General features: G+C 66.3%; 18 protein-coding genes and 2 other RNA genes. 9 read left to right on the top strand and 11 right to left on the bottom strand.

What is annotated here, in order from left to right; all coding sequences use genetic code 11:
* Positions 1 to 19 precede the first annotated feature (19 nt).
* The 8 genes from VC212_RS03630 to VC212_RS03595 form a co-directional block, all read right to left on the bottom strand.
* Complete coding sequence (locus VC212_RS03630) at positions 20 to 994, bottom strand: phosphatidate cytidylyltransferase (protein WP_323514461.1); 975 nt, start codon at positions 992 to 994, stop codon at positions 20 to 22.
* Positions 991 to 1,623: a lysophospholipid acyltransferase family protein gene (locus tag VC212_RS03625; protein WP_055853173.1), complete on the bottom strand. Its 633-nt coding sequence runs from the start codon at positions 1,621 to 1,623 to the stop codon at positions 991 to 993. Before VC212_RS03625 ends, VC212_RS03630 begins: the two co-directional genes overlap by 4 nt.
* Positions 1,620 to 2,264 (bottom strand): CDP-alcohol phosphatidyltransferase family protein, encoded by a 645-nt coding sequence (locus VC212_RS03620; RefSeq protein ID WP_323514463.1) that lies wholly within the window; start codon positions 2,262 to 2,264, stop codon positions 1,620 to 1,622. Before VC212_RS03620 ends, VC212_RS03625 begins: the two co-directional genes overlap by 4 nt.
* A complete protein-coding gene (locus tag VC212_RS03615) occupies positions 2,264 to 3,763 on the bottom strand; it encodes a TIGR04222 domain-containing membrane protein (RefSeq protein WP_323514464.1) in 1,500 nt (499 codons plus the stop codon). Before VC212_RS03615 ends, VC212_RS03620 begins: the two co-directional genes overlap by 1 nt.
* The gene (locus VC212_RS03610; protein WP_323514465.1) at positions 3,760 to 4,203 is read right to left on the bottom strand and encodes a hypothetical protein; all 444 of its coding nucleotides are present in this window, start codon (positions 4,201 to 4,203) and stop codon (positions 3,760 to 3,762) included. Before VC212_RS03610 ends, VC212_RS03615 begins: the two co-directional genes overlap by 4 nt.
* A complete protein-coding gene (locus tag VC212_RS03605; protein WP_323514466.1) occupies positions 4,200 to 5,537 on the bottom strand; it encodes a phosphatase PAP2/dual specificity phosphatase family protein in 1,338 nt (445 codons plus the stop codon). Before VC212_RS03605 ends, VC212_RS03610 begins: the two co-directional genes overlap by 4 nt.
* Positions 5,534 to 7,288 carry a bifunctional alpha/beta hydrolase/class I SAM-dependent methyltransferase gene (locus tag VC212_RS03600; RefSeq protein WP_323514467.1) on the bottom strand — a complete coding sequence of 585 codons (1,755 nt, stop codon included), beginning with the start codon at positions 7,286 to 7,288 and terminating at the stop codon, positions 5,534 to 5,536. Before VC212_RS03600 ends, VC212_RS03605 begins: the two co-directional genes overlap by 4 nt.
* Before the next feature lie 86 nt (positions 7,289 to 7,374).
* On the bottom strand, positions 7,375 to 7,989 hold the full coding sequence (locus VC212_RS03595) for a CDP-alcohol phosphatidyltransferase family protein (protein WP_323514573.1): 615 nt from the start codon (positions 7,987 to 7,989) through the stop codon (positions 7,375 to 7,377).
* Positions 7,990 to 8,064: 75 nt separating this feature from the next.
* On the opposite strand from VC212_RS03595, the gene purH reads away from it, so the two are divergent.
* Genes purH through purD form a run of 3 tightly spaced genes read left to right on the top strand, consistent with a single transcriptional unit; the run spans position 8,065 to position 11,852 of the window.
* Complete coding sequence (gene purH / locus VC212_RS03590) at positions 8,065 to 9,648, top strand: bifunctional phosphoribosylaminoimidazolecarboxamide formyltransferase/IMP cyclohydrolase (protein ID WP_323514468.1); 1,584 nt, start codon at positions 8,065 to 8,067, stop codon at positions 9,646 to 9,648.
* 22 nt (positions 9,649 to 9,670) lie between these two features.
* Entirely contained in the window at positions 9,671 to 10,522 is an 852-nt protein-coding gene (locus VC212_RS03585) for a hypothetical protein (protein ID WP_311238996.1), read from the top strand.
* Positions 10,523 to 10,556: 34 nt separating this feature from the next.
* Positions 10,557 to 11,852: a phosphoribosylamine--glycine ligase gene (gene purD / locus VC212_RS03580; protein WP_323514469.1), complete on the top strand. Its 1,296-nt coding sequence runs from the start codon at positions 10,557 to 10,559 to the stop codon at positions 11,850 to 11,852.
* Between the two features lie 4 nt (positions 11,853 to 11,856).
* Here purD and VC212_RS03575 read toward each other — a convergent pair.
* Positions 11,857 to 11,932: non-coding RNA, sX9 sRNA (locus VC212_RS03575), on the bottom strand.
* Positions 11,933 to 12,307: 375 nt separating this feature from the next.
* Here VC212_RS03575 and yccS point away from each other — a divergent pair.
* A complete protein-coding gene (gene yccS / locus VC212_RS03570; protein WP_323514471.1) occupies positions 12,308 to 14,521 on the top strand; it encodes a YccS family putative transporter in 2,214 nt (737 codons plus the stop codon).
* A gap of 165 nt (positions 14,522 to 14,686) precedes the next feature.
* Here yccS and VC212_RS03565 read toward each other — a convergent pair.
* Both VC212_RS03565 and VC212_RS03560 read right to left on the bottom strand, forming a co-directional pair.
* Positions 14,687 to 14,763, bottom strand: a non-coding RNA gene (locus VC212_RS03565) — sX9 sRNA.
* 61 nt (positions 14,764 to 14,824) lie between these two features.
* Complete coding sequence (locus tag VC212_RS03560; protein ID WP_323514472.1) at positions 14,825 to 16,015, bottom strand: MFS transporter; 1,191 nt, start codon at positions 16,013 to 16,015, stop codon at positions 14,825 to 14,827.
* A gap of 97 nt (positions 16,016 to 16,112) precedes the next feature.
* On the opposite strand from VC212_RS03560, the gene VC212_RS03555 reads away from it, so the two are divergent.
* The 5 genes from VC212_RS03555 (at position 16,113) to VC212_RS03535 (ending at position 20,475) form a co-directional block, all read left to right on the top strand.
* A complete protein-coding gene (locus VC212_RS03555; RefSeq protein ID WP_323514473.1) occupies positions 16,113 to 17,015 on the top strand; it encodes a LysR family transcriptional regulator in 903 nt (300 codons plus the stop codon).
* Between the two features lie 66 nt (positions 17,016 to 17,081).
* A complete protein-coding gene (locus VC212_RS03550; RefSeq protein ID WP_323514474.1) occupies positions 17,082 to 19,004 on the top strand; it encodes an MFS transporter in 1,923 nt (640 codons plus the stop codon).
* Between the two features lie 308 nt (positions 19,005 to 19,312).
* Entirely contained in the window at positions 19,313 to 19,657 is a 345-nt protein-coding gene (locus VC212_RS03545) for a CD225/dispanin family protein (RefSeq protein WP_115512730.1), read from the top strand.
* Positions 19,657 to 20,067, top strand: a complete 411-nt coding sequence (locus VC212_RS03540) for a DUF2752 domain-containing protein (protein ID WP_055853205.1) — start codon at positions 19,657 to 19,659, stop codon at positions 20,065 to 20,067. The genes VC212_RS03545 and VC212_RS03540 overlap by 1 nt, the downstream gene beginning before the upstream one ends.
* A 75-nt stretch (positions 20,068 to 20,142) precedes the next feature.
* Entirely contained in the window at positions 20,143 to 20,475 is a 333-nt protein-coding gene (locus VC212_RS03535; protein WP_115561111.1) for a hypothetical protein, read from the top strand.
* The last annotated feature ends 178 nt before the right edge of the window (positions 20,476 to 20,653 follow it).

Genomic DNA, 20,653 nt, shown 5'->3' with positions numbered 1-20,653 from the left:
GCAAAGTTTTACTGCGCGATTACGCCCAGCCGTAGCGGATCAGATGGAAGAACACCGGTGCGGCAAAGCACACCGAGTCCAGCCGATCCAGCACGCCGCCGTGGCCTTCGATCATGTGGCCCCAGTCCTTGATGCCGCGATCGCGTTTGATCGCCGACATCACCAGACCGCCGAAGAACCCCATCAGATTGGCCACCAGCGCCAGCGCGAACGCGTGCCACGGCGCGAACGGGGTGATCCACCACAGCGCCATGCCGAGCAGGCTGGCCGACAGCACGCCGCCGATGAAGCCTTCCACCGTTTTGGACGGCGACAATTTCGGCGCGATCAGATGGCGGCCGGCCAACTTGCCCCAGACGTACTGCAGCACGTCCGACGACTGCACCACGATCACCAGGAACGCGATCAACAACAGATTGCGCCCGGCATACCCGGGGATTTCCAGATTCAGCAATGCGGGCACGTGCGAGATGCAGAACACGCTGATCATCAAGCCCCACTGCACCTTGGCCGTGCGTTCCAGATAGCGCGTGGTATCGCCGCCGATGGTGGCCAGGATCGGCAACACCAAGAACGCGTAGACCGGAATCAGCAGCGTGTACATGCCGTACCAGCCGGTCCACACCAGCCCGTATTGCCACGGCAGCACGATGTAGAACGCGGCCAACAACGCGTAGTAATCCCCGCGCCGCGTCGGTGTCAGGGTGATGAACTCGCGCAGCGCGAACAACGACACCAGCGCGAACAAGCCGATAACACCGGCGCGCCCGAACACGAACGCGATGCCGACCACCGCCGCCATCACCCACCACGCACGGATCCGCGCCACCAGGTTGTCCAGCACCGCGCTCGGGCGTTCGCGCGCACGCCAACGCAGCGTTTCGGAAATCAGCGTGGTGATGATCAGCACCAGTGCGATACCGCTGAATAACCACAGCGTCTGCTGATGCATCGAGGACTGCTGCAACTGCCCGCTGAAGGCATAAGGATTCATGCGCGCGCCTCCAGTTGGTCCGGCGACAACGCCAGCAACGCCTCGCGCGCGCGCGCCAGGAACGCGTCCTTGTCTTCATCGGCATCCAGCCGCAGCGGCGCACCAAACGTGGTGGTGCACAACAACGGCAGCGGCAACCACTTGCCCTTGGGCATCACGCGTTTGAGGTTGTCGATCCACACCGGCACGAACTCCAGTTCCGGGCGTTGCCGCGCCAGGTGATACAGCCCGCTTTTGAACGGCAGCACGCCTTCGTCCGGGTTGCGCGTGCCTTCGGGAAACAGGATCAGCGAATCGCCGGCATCCACCGCGTCACATAGGCATTCGATCGGGTCGCGGGTGCGTTGCGCCGGGTTGCGTTCGACCAGCACGCCATTGAACACCGCATGGATCAGATAGCGCCGCAACGCGGTGCGTTGCCAGTAATCGGCTGCGGCCACCGGGCGCACTTCGTGGCGCAGGCTGGCCGGCAACGAGGACCAGATCAGCACGAAATCGCCATGGCTGGCGTGGTTGCCGTAATACACGCGGCGCTCGTTGGACGGCGCACAGCCGCGCCACAAGGCGCGCGCGCCGGTCAAGGTACGGATGGCGCCGCTGCAGGCACGCGCAATCAAACGGGCAATCATGTCCACTCCAATGTGCGCACGATCATGCGCAGCCGCAGCACCACCGTCAGTAGCGCACCGGCGATCAACACCGCCAGCGCGCCGATCAACACCCAGGCCGCGATACGCGGCTGGCCCATCCACTGCAACGGCATCGCCAGCACGGTCATCAGCGACAGCCAGTGCATGCGCTGCACGCGCGCCATCGGCCCCTGCCGTGGCTCGGCGGTGCCACAGGCCAGGCCGAGCATGCGCACGTAGGCGGTGGCCACACAGCACAATGCCGCCGCCCAGCCCAGTTGCGCGGCCCACGGCACGCTGGCCTGCAAGCCGTAGCCCAGCCCGACGCAGACCAGCACATCCGACAGCCGGTCCGGCGCATCGTTGTAGACCTCGCCGGCGCGCGACACCAGCCGCGCCTGTCGCGCCAGCACGCCATCCAGGCGGTTGCACCACAGCCGCCCCTGCAGGCCGAGCAAGGCCAGCAACAGGGGGGCGGCGCCTTCGCGCGCCGGTGCGCTCAAGGCGATGTAGAACATCACGCCGGCCAGCGCGGCGAAGGCGATGCCGGCCCACGACACGCCATTGGGCGTTGCACCGCGTCCGCGCAAGGCGCGTGCCCAGCGCTGGCGTCGTTGCAACAGGGTCTGCTTGCGTTGCATCAGTCGCCTCCTCCACCGCACCCACCACATCCACCGCCACCGCCACCGTCTCCACCGCTATCGCCGCCACCACTGTCGCCGCCACCGCTGCAACTGCTGCCGCTGCTGTCGGTATTGCTGGATGTGGGGGCGCGCAGCGTGTGGTAGCTCACCCAGGGCGTGCCCACCAAGGCGACGGTGCCGTACAACGCCACCGCTTCGCCGGGGTCGTTGCCAGTGCGCGCCGCATCGGGCCTGACTTCCGATCTGCGCTCGTGCAGGCGCGCGTCGCCGGCCCCGCTGCGGCGCACCGGCACCAGCAAAAATCCCAGCAGCACCATGCTGACCAGCACCATCAAGGCCAGCAGATAGCCCACCGGATACCCACCCTGCAGCCCGATCACCAGCTTGCACGCGCCCAGGGTCCACAGTGCGGCCACCGGCACGGCGCTTATCCCGCGCACCAGCAGCGCCATACGCCGATCCAGCAACAACCCCTTGTCGATCAGCCGCTGCTGCACCGGTGCGGCCAGCGTGCGTAGCGTCTGCCATGCCAGCACCGGATCCTCTCCATCGCGCACGCACTGCAGTGCCGGTTGCAGCGCCGCCGGCACTGCAACGGTGGGATCGCAATGCACCCACTTGCGCGCCTGCGCATCTTCATCGCGCTGCAGATGCACCGCATCGCAGGCCAGCAAGCGGGCAAACAGCAGATCGGCCACACGCCCGGCGCCACCGCTCAGGCAGGCCAGTTCCATCGTATCGACCGCGTGCACCGGCGAGGCGCGTCCGATGCTGCGCAACTGGCGGCGCAACCACGCCGAAGCCGACCAGGCCAGGCCGATGCCCGCCACAAACAACGCCAGAAAACTGCTGCCGCGCCAGTGCAGCGGCGAGGCGGCCTCCCCGTTGCCGGCAACCACGCCAATCACCAGCGTCGCCACGGCCCAGACCAGCAGCGTACCGAGGCCGGCACCGCGCCGCGCGCGCATCGGCTCGCCGCGCAGGGCGCGCAAGCTGGCTTCGGCATCGTGCTGCTGCGCTGGCGTGGCTGCAGACTGCGGCGGTGGCGCAGGCCAGACCTGCGTCGGCGGAGTGCCGAAGTGCGTGCTGTACCGCTCCAGGGTCTGCCGATACTGCGTCTGGAAACGCGCAGCGTCGTCGCTGTCGCCACGTCCGGGCTGATGATGCAGCGTGGTCTGCAACACCTGCGGGCAGAACTGCTGCCAGTACTCGCGGGTGTCGGTGAGATGGGTGTGCCAGACCTGATCGACCAAGGGGCTGGGCGTGACATCGTGGGTGTCGCTGCAGGCCAGAAAACAGAACCGTCGGTATTCGTCCACCGCCAGCTGCGCCTGCGCCACGCTGCAGTGGGCCTGCTTGGCGACACGTCGCACGAACGCCGGCAACGCATCGGCACCGCTGCCGAAACGGTACGCCTGCAAGCGCTGCCACAGCGCCAGCTGCGCCGCGGTGGCCTGCATCGGTTCGGGCTGACCGGAGGCGTGCGCGTTGCTCATCCGAACACCCGCAGTGCCAGTGCTGCGACCATCCACAGCAACTGCGCCGCCACGCTCGCCAGTTGCCAGCCCAGCAAGCGGCGCATGCCGCTCCAGCGCGCCGACCAATCGCGGGTGGGTGGCAGCGTCGCGCGCAGGCCGATGGCATGCAGGGCCGTATCGAGTTGTTGCGCAGCCTTTGTCTCGTCGTTGCCGCGCGCGATCTGTGCGATCACGGCTTCCAGCAGGTCGGCATCCAGGCCGACGCGGAATGCCCAATAGCGTTGCATCAGCCCGGCCGCTGCACTGAGCGCAAAGCTCAGTTGTATCGATGGCGGCGCTTCGGCAACGCCCAGCAAGGCAATCGCGGCGGCCAGCAGCAGCAACGAGAACCGGTCCAGTGCCGCGCCCTGGCGCAACACCGCGCGCATGGCTGCCAAGGTCATCAGAGAGGTATTCATTGGAGGCTCCGCATGGCCACGCCGTCGTTCTCTAGCTGACCCGTGCACGCCGCCATGATGGCAGCGCGATGCTGTACGCCCAGCACGATCGAAGCGCGGGCGGTACGCAGTTGCGCGATGGCCGCGTCCACATCGTTACTGCAGCCACTGCGCACCAACCAGGTCGCAACGCTGGCGGCGCTGCGCGAGTAACCCAGTGCGCAGCACACCAGCACCGGGCCATGCACGCGCGCGGATTCGATTGCGTCGGCGGCGGCGCGTAGCTGCGCGGGCGTGGGCGCCACCAGATCCAGCATCGGCAGCGTGCGATCGTGCGCACGCGCTGCGTACAAGGACACCTCCGCACTGACGTCCACCACTGCGGCGAACGCAGCGCGCTGGCCGGGCAGCGGAATGCGGCCCAGCCACACGCCATCGCAGACCACACGCGGCAGCGGGTCGCGGCGGGTCCATAGCCGCGAGTTGCACCAGGCCGCCAGCAGATACGGCGCATACAACCAGCGCGCGGCCAGGCTCAAGCCACCATCGGCGCGTTTCTGAAAGCCAAGCGCGCCAAGCACTGCATAGTTCAGCGCGACCAGGCCCAGCGACAGGCTCACCCACAGCATCCACAACCCGACGCCGCCGATGTACAACGCCGCCACGGCGCTGGCGACTGCACCGACCAGGTACAACGCGGCCAAACGCCAACGCCGCGGATCGCGCGCCAGGTGCGCCTGCGCAAACGGTGCGGCGATCCGCTCCGGCCACAGCCACACGCACAGCCAACCCGCGGCAAGGCCGGTGGGGATATCCAGAAAATGATGTTGATACGTGGTCAGCACCGACACGCCGATCAAGCCGAACCAACCGTGCAACAGCCAGCGCCACACACCGGACAGATGCTGCGCATAGCGCACCCACAGCACCACCAACAACACGATGTGCAGCGACGGCGCTTGATTGAACGGCTTGTCGAAGCCCAGCAGCACGGCGAACAACCAGCCGAACACACCGTCCGTGTCCGGGCGCACGAAGCTGTACCGCAACGGCCACAGCACAAAACAGGCCACGCACAGCACTTGCGCGCTGAGCAGACGCAACGCATGCGTATCCAGTTCGCGGCGAGTCCGGCAGACGAAGAACGAGGCGGCGTAGAACAGATCGATCGTCCAATACGGCACGATGGTCCACGGCCAGAACGGCATGCCGTGTTCCCAGCCGAACACCACCGACGGCACCTGTACCGCACGCCCGGCCAGCGTATTGGCCAGGCCATAACTGAGGAAGAAAAACGGCCCCAGGAGCGCCAACCACAGCGCGGCACGACCACTCGGGCGCGCGCCGTGCATCATGCGTCGATCCGCTGCGCCATCGACACGGTGAAGATGCCGAATGCATCGATCCGCTGCGCCACCTTGCGGAAGCCTGCCGCCTCCACCAGCGCATCCATCTCCTGCTGGCTGCGCCGGCGCATCACCCAGGCCACGCCATCGCGGTGACTGGTGAGCGCGCGCGCGATGAATTCCAGCTGCGGATGCCACGGCTGGCCGGTGTAGAGCAGATAGCCGCCCGGCTGCACCGCGGCGGCCAGGCCGGCCAGCGAGCGCGCCACCTGGTCGTTGTCGGCAAACAGTTCGTACAACCCCGACACCACCGCCAGGGTGGGCGCCGGCTGCACTGCGGCCAATGCGGCCGGGTCGAACGCATCGCCTTGTTCGAAGCGGGCAATGTCGCCGGCGCCGAGCGTGCCAATCAACGCACCGCCCTGAGTGACGTTGAGCGGGCTGAAATCGCGCAGCACGATGGCATCGGCACGTTGCGTACCGCTGCCCAGTGCTTCCAGCACATAGCGGCCGTGGCCCGCAGCAACATCGAGCACGCGTACCGGCTGGCCGGCCTGGCGCAAGCGGCCTGCCGCATCGCGCAGTAGTTCGCCCAGATGCGCGCCACGGATGCGGATGCCACGCCAGCCGATCGCATCGAGATAATTGCGATCGATCATGCGCCCCAGCGGGCCACGTCCACGCGCCTGGTTACGGTAGATGTAATCCAGCGTGCTACCGGAATCGAAGCCGGTCTGCAGGCCCAACGCAATGCCCTCGGACAACGTGCCGCCCAGGCGCAACCCGGCACGCACGCCGCGCCAGCGCAGGTCCTGCAGGCTGTTGCGTTGCGGCGGCCAGGCCAGCCGTTCGGCTTCTTCGAAGCTGGGTCCGGCGCGATGCGCATCGCGCAAGTCCGCGCGCACTGGCGGCTGTGCGAAACGCGCTTCGATAAAGCTGCGAATGGGCGCGATGGCCAGCGCGCGGTCGCGCTCGCCCAGGGTGTCGTGGAAGAAACCGGGCAGCCAATGCCGCTGCTTGATCGGCGAGCGCAGGTTCTCGTAAAACCGATCCTGCGGGCCGCGATGCACCACAAAGTCCGAGCCGGACACCAGCAGTTGCGTCGGCACGGTGATCGCCTGCGCATCGGCCACCACGCGGTCGGCCGCTGCATACAGACCCAGCAGCACGCGCACCGAGATCGGACGGGTGATCAGCGGGTCGGTACGATAGCTTTCCACGCGTTGCGCATCGTGGGTGAGCCACTGCGGCTTGACGTAGCTGTTGACGAAGAAGTTGCCGCGCAGCGCATGCATCAGCGCCAGCCCGGCACGTGCGAACGGCACGTACAACTTGACCTTGAACGCCGGCGAGGCCAGCACCAGCGCGCGCAGCGGCGGGGCGTAATCGTGCACCCAGGTCGCTGCGACCACCGCGCCCACGCTCTGCGCGATCACCGCGATGTCCTGCACCGCGATGCCGTGCGTGGTGCCCAGATGCGCGATGAAGCTGTCCAGGTCGCGCACCAGCGCATCGAAGCCCGGTGCATCGCCGCGGACGCCCGGCGAACGGCCATTGCCGCGCGCGTCCCAGGCAAAGAACTGCGCATCGGGCAGATTCAATTCTTCGGCCAGATGCATCACCCGGCCGGAGTGCTCATGCCCGCGATGCAGCAACACCACCGCCTTGGGTGCAGCACCTGCCAGCTGCGCCGGCCAGTGCCGATAAAACAGCTGCGCACCATCGAAACTGGCGAATTCGCGCTCTACGACATCACGCATCGGATCATCCTGAAATCAGTGAGAAAGAGTTGAGAGCCGTGCAGCGCCAATGAGACGCGGCAGCGCACGGCGCGTCGCGATGTCGATCAGCGCGCCGCTGCCTCGGCCAGCCCGGCGCGCACCCGCCGCCACACCGTGGCACTGCAGGCAACACTTAAGGCAATGGCGACCCAGGTGACGCCGCGCGCGCCCAGCAGCCCGCAGGCCAGGCCGACCCCCACCACGCCGATCACGAAGGCGCGGTCGCTCTTGCCCATCGGCCCGTCGTAACGGCGACTGGCACCGACCATCAGCCCGAGCACGCCGGTGTATTCGGTCAGCGCCGCCAGCAGCGCAAAGATCCACAGCCAGTGCGCGCCCACGCCCGGCACGCCGAGCAGGCTCAAGTACAGCGCCGCATCGGCCACCACATCGCACAGCTCGTTGAGGTAGGCGCCCAGGCGCGACTGCTGGCCGAACTCGCGCGCCAACATGCCATCCACTGCATTGAGCGCCATGCGCAGCAGCATCCACAGCGGCAGCAACAGATACAGCAGCGGCCAGCTGGCGCCGGCGCGGTAGACCACCGCGGCCACCATCACCGACACCGCTGCGGCGATGAGCGTCACCTGGTTGGCGGTGATGCCGCCGCGGTACAGCGCGCCGACCATGGGCCGCAGCAGGTCCTGGAAGCGTCCTTTCAGAGCATAGATCGAGGCCATACCAGTGGTTGAGTCCATTCGAGCGCTGGCGCAGCCTACAATATCGGCTGCCCCGCAACGACTGTTCCCTCACTCATGGCCTCCGATTTCCTGCCCGTGCGCCGGGCCCTGCTCTCCGTTTCCGACAAGACCGGCCTGATCGACCTGGCCCGCGCGCTGGTGGCGCGCAAGGTCGAGCTGCTGTCCACCGGCGGCACCGCCAAGGCGATCCGCGACGCCGGCCTGCCGGTCAAGGACGTTGCCGATCTGACCGGTTTCCCGGAAATGATGGACGGCCGCGTCAAGACCCTGCATCCGCTGGTGCACGGCGGCCTGCTCGGCCGCGCCGGCATCGATGAGGCGGTGATGGCCGAACACGGCATCGCGCCGATCGATCTGCTGGTGCTCAACCTGTATCCGTTCGAATCGGTCACCGCCAAGGCCGATTGCACGCTGGCCGACGCGGTGGAAAACATCGATATCGGCGGGCCGGCGATGCTGCGCAGCGCAGCCAAGAATTTCGCCCGCGTGGCGGTGGCCACCGACCCGGCGCAATACGCCGACCTGCTTGCCGAGCTGGAAGCCAACGACGGCCAGCTGTCGGCCGCCAAGCGCTTTGCGCTGTCGGTGGCTGCGTTCAACCGTGTGGCGCAATACGACGCGGCGATCAGCAACTATCTCTCGGCAGTGGCCGACAGTGCGGAAAACATCCCCACGCGCAGCCCGTTCCCGGCGCAGATCAATTCCAACTTCATCAAGGTCATGGACCTGCGCTACGGTGAGAACCCGCACCAATCCGGCGCGTTCTACCGCGACCTGTATCCGGTGCCGGGCACCTTGGCCACCTTCCAGCAGTTGCAGGGCAAGGAGCTGAGCTACAACAACCTGGCCGACGCCGACGCGGCGTGGGAATGCGTGCGTCAGTTCGATGTGCCGGCCTGCGTGATCGTCAAGCACGCCAACCCCTGCGGCGTAGCCGTGGGCGTGGCCTGCGGCGATGCCTATGAGCTGGCCTACGCTACCGACCCGACCAGCGCGTTCGGCGGCATCCTGGCCTTCAACAAGACCCTGGATGCGGCGACCGCCAAGGCCATTTTGGATCGCCAGTTCGTCGAGGTACTGATCGCCCCCGACTACGAGGCCGGCGCGCTCGAATACGCCACCAAAAAAGCCAACGTGCGCGTGCTCAAGATTCCGCACGGCGCCGGCCTCAACAACTACGACACCAAGCGGATTGGCTCTGGCCTGCTGATGCAGTCGGCCGACAACCGCGGCATGTCGCTGGGCGAATTGAGCGTGGTCACCCAGCGCGCGCCCAGCGATGCAGAACTGGGCGATCTGCTGTTCGCCTGGCGCGTGGCCAAGTACGTCAAATCCAACGCGATTGTCTATGCCAAGGACAGCCGCACCATTGGTGTGGGCGCCGGGCAGATGAGCCGCGTGGTCAGCGCCAAGATCGCCGCGCTCAAGGCCGAAGAAGCCAAGCTGGAAGTGGCCGGCTCGGTGATGGCATCGGATGCGTTCTTCCCGTTCCGCGACGGCATCGACGCTGCTGCTGCTGCCGGCATCAAGGCGGTGATCCAGCCGGGCGGATCGATGCGCGATGGCGAAGTGATCGCTGCCGCCGACGAACACGGCATCGCCATGGTGTTCACCGGTGTGCGCCATTTCCGGCACTGAGCCGAACGACAAGGACAGGTCCATGTACCGATTGCGCTCCCTCGCCGCCCTGGTGGCTGCTGCCGGCTTGCTCGGTGGATGCAAGCAGGATCCCGCGCCTGCAGCAGCGCCCGCCGCCGCAGCAGCGCCCACCCCTGCTGCGGCCGCCACCACGCAACTGAGCCGCACCGAGCGCCTGGACGGTTTTTTGCGCACGCGCTATGGCGCCAAGGCCGGTCTGGCCGCGCAATGGAGCGGCGAGGCGGATGGCTTCAAGGCCGACAGCCAGGTCTGCGCCGAGCAGCCGGTGGTGGTCGGCGAGCAGGTGCAGCAGCTGCTGGCGGTGTGCCACAGCCTCAGCGATGGCGGCCACGGCAATCCCGGTCTGATCGACTTTTTCGTGCTGCGCAGCGACGGCGACACGTTCAAGGTGGTGGCCGAAAAACTGTCCGACACCTTTGGCAGCGATGGCAATCCTGGCAGCGTGGACGTACTACGGCTGGGCAGCGATTTTTACGGTTTCATCGTGCACAGTTTCTGGATGGGTCAGGGCCTGATGCTGGAATCGCAGGATCTGGTCGTGCCCGGCCCCAAGGGGCTGGTCGGCGCCGGTTCGCTGCGCGCGCATATCGACAATAGCGGCGGGCTGGACTGCGACGACCAGGCCCGCGAGCCGGATCAAACCCAGGCGCAATGCATGGCCGAAGCGTTCGATGTGGACTTCACCCTGGACGTGGACAGCAGCAACGCACAGGCACGCATCTGGCCGCTGCGCATCCACGAACACGGCAGCGATTGCGGGCAGACGTTGGACACCAGGCATGTGTTCGCACTCGACCCCAAGACCTGGACCTACCCCTTCCCCAACGCTCTGCAGCGCGAAGGCTGCAAGTAGCGCGCCCTTTCCCCCGTCCTAGCGAGCAGCTCTCTTGAAAATCCTTGTCATCGGCTCCGGCGGCCGCGAACACGCCCTGGCCTGGAAGATCGCGCAATCCGCGCGCGTGAGCGAGGTGCTCGTGGCGCCAGGCAATGCCGGCACCGCCACCGAGGCCAAGTGCCGCAATGTCGCGATCAAGGTCGACGACCTCGATGGCCTGCTCGCACTGGCACAGCTCGAAGCCGTCGCGCTCACCGTGGTCGGCCCGGAAGTGCCGTTGGTGCTCGGCGTGGTCGACCGCTTCCACGCCGCAGGCCTGCGCATCTTCGGGCCCACCGCCAAGGCCGCGCAGCTGGAAGGCAGCAAGGCCTTCGCCAAGGATTTTCTGGCCCGTCATGGCATCCCCACTGCGTACTACGCCGTGCATACCGAAGTGGACGCCGCACTCGCCTACGTGCGCGAGAAAGGCGCGCCCATCGTGGTCAAGGCCGATGGTCTGGCCGCCGGCAAGGGCGTGATCGTGGCAATGACGCTGAGCGAGGCCGAAGACGCGGTGCGCGACATGCTCTCGGGCAATGCGTTCGGCGATGCCGGCGCGCGGGTGGTGATCGAAGAATTCCTCGATGGCGAAGAAGCCAGCTTCATCTCCATGGTCGATGGCACCCACGCCTTGCCGATGGCTACCAGCCAGGACCACAAGCGCGTCGGCGATGGCGACACCGGCCCCAACACCGGCGGCATGGGCGCGTACTCGCCGGCCCCGGTGGTCACGCCCGAGGTACATGCGCGGGTGATGCGCGAAGTGGTCGAGCCGACCGTGCAGGGCATGATCGCCGACGGCGTGCCGTTTACCGGATTCTTGTATGCCGGGCTGATGATCGATGCGCACGGCGCGCCCAAGGTGATCGAATTCAACGTGCGCTTCGGCGACCCGGAAACCCAACCGGTGATGCTGCGGCTGCAGTCGGATCTGGTGGATCTGCTCGAAGCGGCCATCGATGGCGAACTCGCCACCGCGCAGGCGCAGTGGGACCCGCGCCCCTCGCTGGGCGTGGTGATCGCCGCCAAGCCCTATCCGGAAACCCCGGTCACCGGCGAGGTCATCACCGGCCTGGACCAGGTACCGGCCAGCGCCAAGGTCTTCCATGCCGGCACTGCATTGAATGCCGCAGGCGAGGTGATCAGCGCCGGTGGCCGCGTGCTGTGCGTTGCCGCATTGGGCGACAGCGTGCAGGACGCACAGCGCACCGCCTACGACGGCCTGCAGCCGATCCACTGGCCCAACGCCTTCCAGCGCAGCGATATCGGCTGGCGTGCGATCGCCCGCGAGCACGAGGCGCAGGGCTAAGAGCGGCTCACAAAACGTAGCGAGCAGTGGTCAGGTGGGCGTGGGCGGCGCGGAGGAACAGCAGTGTACGAGTGGTACATGCCGCACCGAGCACCGGCCGCGCCCGCCTGGCGGGGAGCGCAATAGTTTTGTTAGTTGCTAAGCCGCGCCCTTCCCCCGCCGGCGGGGGAAGGTGCCCGAAGGGCGGATGGGGGCAAGCACGGACATCCGCTGGTTGTCGGCCGAACAGAGCAACAGCTCGCTGGTGGTCGCCACAAGGCGGGTTTCAAATTCGCAACCACAGGTTGCAAGGTCGCCAAGCGCGGTAGACGGCCGTGCAGCGGGGCGGCGGCGCAATCGCGCACTCCGCTCCAGTCCGCACACATGCCGGCTACTGACAAAGAACTAGCCGCTCTCCACACCGGTGGCGCGTGCCTGCGGCAATAATGCCCGGGCACGCTTGCCCATCAGAGACCGTGGCCACCACTTCCTTCGAATCCCGCCTCAGCCGCCTGTGGGCCCATGAAAAGGCCAGTTACGGCCTACGTGTGTTCATCGCGCTGGCGGTGGCCATGGGCGTGTGCTGGCACTGGCAGCAACTCACCGCAGTCCCGGCGCTGTTTCTGGGCACCATCGCCAGCGCCATCGCCGAAACCGACGACAACTGGTTGGGCCGCATCAAATCGGTGCTGCTGTCGTTGCTGTGCTTTGCCGCAGCGGCGGCGGCAGTGACGCTGCTGTTCCCGTACCCGCTGGCGTTCGTGATCGGCATGGCGGTGGCCACTTTCTCGCTGACCTTGCTGGGCGCACTGGGCGAGCGCTACGCCTCCATCGCGCAGGCCACGGTGGCGTTGTCGATCTACGCCATGATCGGCATGGACCAGCACGGCAGCCACGATCCGCTGGTGGCCTGGCATGGCGCGGCGTTGCTGTTGATCGGCGCCACCTGGTACGGCGTGCTGTCGATCCTGTGGACCATCCTGTTCGCCAATCGCCCGGTGCGCGAGCGGCTGTCGCGGCTGTTCTTCGAGCTGGGCCTCTATCTCAAGCGCAAGGCCGACCTGTTCGAACCGGTGCGGCAAAGCGACCTGCATGCGCGCCGGTTGGCGCTGGCCGAACAGAACGCCAAGGTCGTCGGCGCACTCAATGCCGCCAAGACCGCGATCATCAGCCGCTTCGGGCGCTCGGGGCGGCCGGGCGTGCAATCGGGCCTGTATTTCCGCCTGTATTACATGGCGCAGGAATTCCACGAACGCGCCAGTTCGTCGCACTATCCCTACGAAGCGCTGACCGATGCGTTCTTCCACAGCGATGTGCTGTACCGCTGCCAGCGGCTGCTCGCACTGCAGGGCAAGGCCTGCACCGCGTTGGGCGAGGCGATCCGGCTGCGGCAGCCGTTCGACTATGGCGACAACAGCCGTCTGGCCACCGAAGACCTGCGCCAGTCGCTGGATTATCTGCATGCGCGCGCCGACCCCGCACTGGCGCGCCTGCTCGGCGCGCTGGAACTGCTGGTCACCAATCTGCAGACCATCGAACGCAAGCTCTCCGAAGCGGCGCAATCCGATTCCACCAGCGACAACCTCGACACCCGCCTGCGCGATTCCTCGCCGCACACCTTGCGCGAAATGGCCGCGCGGCTCGGCCAGCAACTCACGCCCGGCTCGGTGCTGTTCCGGCATGGCCTGCGCATGGCCATCGCGCTGGTCGCCGGCTACGCGGTGATGCAATCCATCCATGCCGACAACGGCTACTGGATCCTGCTCACCACCGCGTTCGTGTGCCGGCCCAATTACGGTGCCACACGCCTGCGGCTGGTGCAGCGTATCGCCGGCACCTTGATCGGCCTGGTCGCCACCTGGGCACTGATGCAGCTGTTTCCCGGCACCGAAGTACAGCTACTGCTGGCCCTGGTCGCGGCGCTGGTGTTCTTCATTGCGCGCACCGATCGCTACATGCTTGCCACCGCCGGCATCACGGTCATGGCGCTGTTCTGCTTCAACCTGCTCGGCGATGGTTTCGTGTTGATCTGGCCGCGGCTGATCGACACCGTGATCGGCTGCGCCATCGCCGCGGCCGCCTCGTTCCTGATCCTGCCCGACTGGCAGGGCCGCCGGCTCAACCAGGTGATGGCCACGGTGCTGGCCAGCTGCGCGCGCTATCTCACCCAGGTGCTGGAGCAATACGCGAGCGGCATGCGCGACGATCTGCCCTACCGCATCGCACGCCGCGACATGCACAACGCCGATGCGGCGTTGTCGGTGGCGCTGTCCAACATGCTGCGCGAGCCGGGCCGCTTTCGACGCAATCTGGATGCGGGTTTCCGCTTCCTCGCACTGTCCAATACCTTGCTGGGCTACCTGTCGGCGCTAGGCGCGCACCGCGCCGCACTCGATGGCGAACACGACCCTACCATCGCCCGGGCCGGCGACTATCTGCAGCGTGCCCTTGGCGACATCGCTACCGCATTGAGCCAACGCCACCCACTGCCGGCGCATGACGAAACCGAAGAACTGGCCATGGCCGATGCGCTGGAACAGCACGCCGTGCAGTTGCCGCCCAAGCAGCGTCTGGTGCGCGACCAACTCGCACTCACCTTGCGCCTGCTGCCCAAGCTGCGCGCTGCTGCGGTGGCGGTGACCGATGCGCCAGCCGAGAGTGCGGCGCGTCTGGCGGTGAGCAAACACTAGCGGCGTTTAACGACAGTGCGGGTGCGGCCGGTATCGACTACGCCGCACAGCCCGGCGGCGTTGGCGCAACACTTGCGCGCTACACCGCAAAAGCCAAGCTTTTCAGATGCTCGCATCCGTGAAGCGTGCAAGGACGCGTCACTACGTAGCGGCAGCACGTGGAGCGGCTAACACACCGTAGCGAGCCGCCTTGAGGTGCGTGCGGACGGCGCACGCAGAACCGGAATGCACGGATGGTACCTACCGCACCGAGCACCGGCGACGCCCGCCTGACGGTAAGCGCAGTCGCTGTGTTAGCCGCTGCTACTTCCAGGTGTTGCGCGACACACTCCAGCCCACCCAGCCCAACGCCGCCACGGCCAGCAGCGCACCGCCGATCACCACACCGCTCCAGCCGGCCTGCGCGTACGCCGCGGTGCTCAAGGTCGACCCCAGCGCGCCGCCGATGAAGTAGCAGGTGATGTAGGCAGAGGTGATGCGGTTGCGCGCATCCGGATTGCGCTGATAGATCACGCTCTGATTGGCGATGTGCACGCCCTGTACGGCGATATCCAGCAGCAGCACGCCCACGATCAGCAACGCCATCGAGTGCGGCGCAAACGCCAGCAGCCCCCACGACACCAGCAACATCACCAGCCCACCCCAACTCACGCGATCGCCATGGCCGTGGTCGGACCAATGCCCGGAACGATTGGCTGCCAACGCACCGGCCGCACCGATCAAGCCAAACAACCCGATCACCGCGGTGCCATAGCCATACGTCGGACCGGACAACAGAAACGCCAGCGTGGTCCAGAACATGCTGAAGCCGGCAAAGATCAACCCACCCAGCACCGCGCGCGCGCGCAGCACCGCATCGTCGCGCAGCAGCGTCAACACCGATCCCACCAACTGCGGATACGACAACTGCGCATTGCCCGGATGCCGCGGCAGCCCGCGCCATAGCAGCGCGGCGGTGATCAGCAGCAGGCCGGCGGCAATCCAGTACACCGTGTGCCAGCCGCCCACGCCGGCCAGCAGCCCGGCAGCGGTGCGCGCCAGCAGGATGCCCAGCAGCAAGCCGCTCATCACCGTGCCGATCACCCGCCCCCGCTCGTGCGGCGCCGCCAGCGTGGCGGCGAACGGCACCAGGATCTGCGCCGCCACCGAACTGGCGCCGGTGACAATCGTGCCGACCAGCAACATCGCAAAGCTGTGCGAGCTGGCACTGATCAGCAGGCCCAGTGCGCTGAGCACGAACAGGCCCACGATCAGGCTGCGCCGCTCCAGCCGGTCGCCCAATGGCACCAGCAACAGCAGCCCGGCCGCATACGCCAGCTGCGCTGCGGTCACCACCGCCCCGGCGCTGCGCACCTGGATGCCGAAGGTCTGCGCCAGCGTTTCCAGCAGCGGCTGGGCGTAGTAATTGCTCGCCACTGCCAGCCCGGTAGCGGCGGCCATCAACAGCACCAGGCGGCGCGGCAATGGCGGATGGGCGGCGGGGTCGACGGTCATGGCAGAGGCCTGTGGAAGGAATGGCGGCAGTGTGGGCAGCGGCGATGCATCTTTCCAATGTATTGTTTTCACCGTCACCATCGCGTTTCGAGATCGCATGCTCACCCTGCGCCAGCTGGAATTTGCCGTGGCCGTGGCTGACGAAGGCGGCTTCACCGCGGCCGCACGCCGCTGCAACACGGTGCAATCGGCGCTCAGCCATCAGGTGGCCAAGATCGAAGAGACGCTTGGTGCGCGGCTGTTCGAGCGCGGCACCCGCCGGGTACGCCCCACGTCGGCCGGCGAAGTCTTTCTGCACAACGCGCGCGAAACCCTGCGCGCGGCCGAACGCCTGCACGAAGAAATGGCACAGGCATTGGGCACCGTGCGTGGCCGGCTCACACTGGGGCAGATCTCCTCGCTGAGTACGGTGCAGGTGCCGCAGCTGCTGCGCCAGTTCCGCACCGCACATGCGCGGGTAGACGTGCACCTTCGTACCGCCATGAGCGAGGCCTTGCTGCACGATCTGGGCGAAGGCCGGCTGGATGTGGCCTTGGTCGGCGTCGGCCCGCAGGTCGCGGTACCGGAGCAGCGCCTGCTCCTGCACGAAGAACCGCTCGCCTTGATCGTCGCCCCCGGCCATCGCTTTGCCGCGCGCAAGCGGGTGGCCCTGGCCGAGCTGGAGGACGAACCGATGGCCGGGCTGATCCCCGGTGCCGGGGTGCGCGGCATCATCGATGCGGCCTTCGAGCAGGCCGGGCTGCGGCAGCGCCAGCAATACGAGGTGACTCACGCCGACCTGATGCGCGAACTGGTCGCCGCCGACCTGGGCGTGGGCATCGTGCCGCACACCATGGCCAACGCCATGCGCGAGGTGGTGACTGTCGCGCTCAAGGAGCGCTTCCGCTTTTTGACCTACGCAGTGTGGCGGCCGGACCCCACCCCGGCCGCACGCGCGTTCGTGGCGCTGCTGCGTGCCCAAGCGGCGCCGCGCGCGCCATCGCCTGGCCGGTCGCGCTAAGCGCACAGGCCCTCCACCAGCACCGTGGAAGCCTGCTAGGCTGCGCGCGTTCGCAAAGGAAACTGCATGTCCGGTCACAGTCAGTTCGCCCTGCTCAGGCAGCGCCGCTTCTTGCCGTTCTTCGCTGTCCAGGCGCTGGGCGCGTTCAACGACAACGTCTATCGCCAGGCCATCATCGGCTTGCTGTTTTATCTCGGCATCGATGCGGCGCAGCGCACGCTCTACACCAATCTGGCGCCGGCGCTGTTCATCCTGCCGTACTTCCTGTTCTCCGCGCTGGCCGGCCAGATCGCCGAAAAAATGGAGAAGCAGAAGCTCATCGTGATCACCACCACGATGGAGATCGCCATCATGTCGCTGGCTGCGGTGGGCTTCATCACCGAGAACATGGTGATCCTGCTGATCGCGCTGTTCTGCACCGGCCTGCAATCCACGCTGTTTGGGCCGGTGAAGTATTCGATCCTGCCCTCTGTGCTCAAACCCGAGGAACTCACCGGCGGTAATGGTCTGGTCGAGATGGGCACCTCGATCTCGATCCTGTGCGGCATGATCTTCGGCGGGCTGATCTTCCAGATCGCCGGCAGCCATGGCCCGGTCGCCGCAGCCACCGCGGTGATCGCCATCGCCGTCACCGGCAACCTGGTGGCACGGCTGGTGCCCAAGGTCGATGCCGGCGCGCCGGAGCTGAAGATCAACTGGAACCCCATCCCCGAATCGCGCGCCATCATGCGCCTGACCCGGCGCACGCCGGCCGTGCGCAACTCGGTGCTGGGCGTGTCGTGGTTCTGGTTCGTCGGCACCGTGCTCACCGCGCAGTTGCCCACCTACGCGCAGCTCAATCTCGGTGGCCAGCAAGACCTGTACGTGTTTGCGCTGGCGCTGTTTTCGATCGGCACCGGCGTGGGCTCGCTGCTGTGCGAACGGCTGTCCGGGCGCACGGTGGAAATCGGCCTGGTGCCGCTGGGTGCGTTCGGCATCAGCGCGTTCCTGCTGGACCTGTATTTCGCCCGCCCTGGTGCCGCGCCGGTGAGCGATCTGTCGATCGGCCAGTTCGTGCAGCAGGCCGGCAGCGTGCGCTTGATCATCGATCTGGTCGGCATCGGCCTGTTCACCGGTCTGTTCGTAGTGCCGTTGTTCGCGCTGATCCAGAGCCGCACGCCCAAGGCCGAACTCTCGCGCGTGATCGCCGGGCTCAACATCCAGAATTCGCTCTTCATCGTGGCCGCCGCCGTCATCGGCATTGCGCTGCAGCTGCCGCAGGTGGTGCTGTTCGGCCATCGCATCCCGATGCCCGGGTTGAGCATTCCGCAGGTGTTTCTGGCGCTGGCGATTGCCAATACCCTGGTGGCGCTGTGGATCTTCACCCTGGTGCCCGAGTTCCTGATGCGCTTTCTCAGCTGGGTGCTGGTGAGCGTGTTGTACCGGCTGCGCACACGCGACATCGACACCCATGTGCCCGACAACGGCGCCGCCTTGCTGGTGTGCAACCACGTCAGCTACATGGACGCGCTGATTCTGTCGGCGGTGATTCCGCGCCCGGTACGCTTTGTCATGTACTACAAGATCTTTCGCATCCCGGTGATGCGCTGGATCTTCCGCACCGCCAAGGCCATCCCGATCGCTGGCGCGCGCGAAGATCCTGCGCTGATGCAGCAGGCGTTCGACCGCATCGACGCCGCGCTGGCCGATGGCGAGCTGGTGTGCATCTTTCCGGAAGGTGCGTTGACCAAGGACGGTGAGATTGCCGCGTTCAAGTCCGGTGTCGAAAAGATCCTGGAGCGCCGCAAGGTGCCGGTGATTCCGATGGCGCTGCGTGGCATGTGGTCGAGCATGTGGAGCCGCCGCGATACGCGTCTGGGCCGCATGCGCGTGCCGCGCCGGATGCGTGCGCAGATTGAAGTGGCTGCAGGCCCCGCCGTTGCCGGCGACCAGGCCAGCGCCGCGTTGCTCGAACAGCAGGTCCGGGCACTGCGCCAGGACCAACCGTGAGCCGCACCGGCGCGGGCTTTGCGTCCGTCGCGCACCGCGAGTAGCCTGTGCGCCACTGCACGCTTTGTCGCCGCGTTCGCCAAGCGGACGCGGCAGGTCGTACCGGGGGAAGTCGTCGTGCGCAACATCGTGTCTGAGGCATCTGCCGCAACCGGCAGCCGTCGCGCCTGTCGGCGACCTGCGGTTGCAGCGCTGCACCGCGGCCCTGCGGGCACGACGCACGTTGCCATCCGTCGCGCTGCGACCGTCATCACTCTCCCCACGCACCCGATCCGTTTGTTGTCGTTTACCACCCAAGGAGCTTCACCATGAGTGCCATCCCACCGCCGATCCATCCCTCGTCCAGCGCAGCGCCCGGCCCGGTGCCCAATCACCTGATCTGGGCGATCGTCTCCACCGTGCTCGGCTTCTGCCTGTGCTGCCCGTCCCTGATCACCGGCATCGTGGCGATCGTGTTCTCCAGCAAGGTCAACGGCCTGCTCAACCAGGGCGACATCGACGGCGCGCGTCGCGCCTCCAACACCGCCAAGACCTGGTGCATCGTGACCAGCGTGCTGGCCGCGATCGGCCTGCTGGTCAACATCGGCATGGTCGCCACCGGCGGCATGCAGGGGTACTCGGATTACATGCAGCAGCTGCAGCACATGCAGTAATGGAACTGCGTCCACGCCATTGGCTTGGACTGGGGGCGGCCACCAGCGTGGCCGCCTTTGGCGTATCGCTGCTCTATCGCTTCGACCCGAACGCGAGCAACAGCCCGTTCCCGCCCTGCATTTTTCGCACCGTCACCGGCTGCTACTGCCCCGGTTGCGGCATGACCCGCGCGTTGTATGCGCTGGTGCATTTCGATCTTCCTGGCGCCTTCGCCATGAATCCTGCCGCCGTGCTCGGCCTGTTCACCCTGCCCGGCCTGATCGCCTGGAAAGCCGGCTGGCGCGCCCGCTGGTTCGCACCGGTGGTGAGCGTGATGTCCGAACCGAAATTCTGGTTATGGGCACTCCCCACGTACTGGATTGCGCGAAATCTGCCGTGGTACCCGTTTACGCTGCTGGCGCCGGGTTAGGAAAAACCAGATATTCCGTAGCGCAAGAGATCCAACGATTTCACCTAGCTCATATCCGGAACTTACAAGGCCAGCATGGACTTCGAGGTCGGCATTGAATTCAAAGTGATTGGAATAGGAATTATCGTCCTGTTCTTCTTCGTAACCGGAGCCGTGAATTCTCTTGCCGTCAGAATGGCAAATGACCCTCCGAGCAAAAGCAGGAGCATGGGAGTCGTCTTTGGATGCGTCGGAATTCTAATGATGGACCTGGTGTTGTTCTGGCCTTTAATCAGATTTCTCTATTCCCTCACTGACACTCTATCCGGCGTGGCGAATCTGCCACCGTCTTTGCTGACTTGCGGAATGTTTTGCACATTGGGATCCGCATCCATGCTTATCGTTGCTGCTTTCAAAAAGAAGCAATGAGGCTTAATGATCGCTCAAGCCAAACTCACCTCAAAAAATCTATAAGTAGCTAGCCTCAGTAACTAGCAACTAGCCGCCGCGTGACCACAGTTCGGCTGATGAAATTAGACGTCAAGCGACAAAGCCACATTCGACAAGATGTCATTACTACGCAAACTTGCGCCTTAGAGGCGAGCCC

Origin of the sequence: Xanthomonas sp. WHRI 8932A, from assembly GCF_035012785.1 — a bacterium.
Taxonomy (GTDB): domain Bacteria; phylum Pseudomonadota; class Gammaproteobacteria; order Xanthomonadales; family Xanthomonadaceae; genus Xanthomonas.
This window is presented reverse-complemented; position numbering and strand designations above follow the sequence as displayed.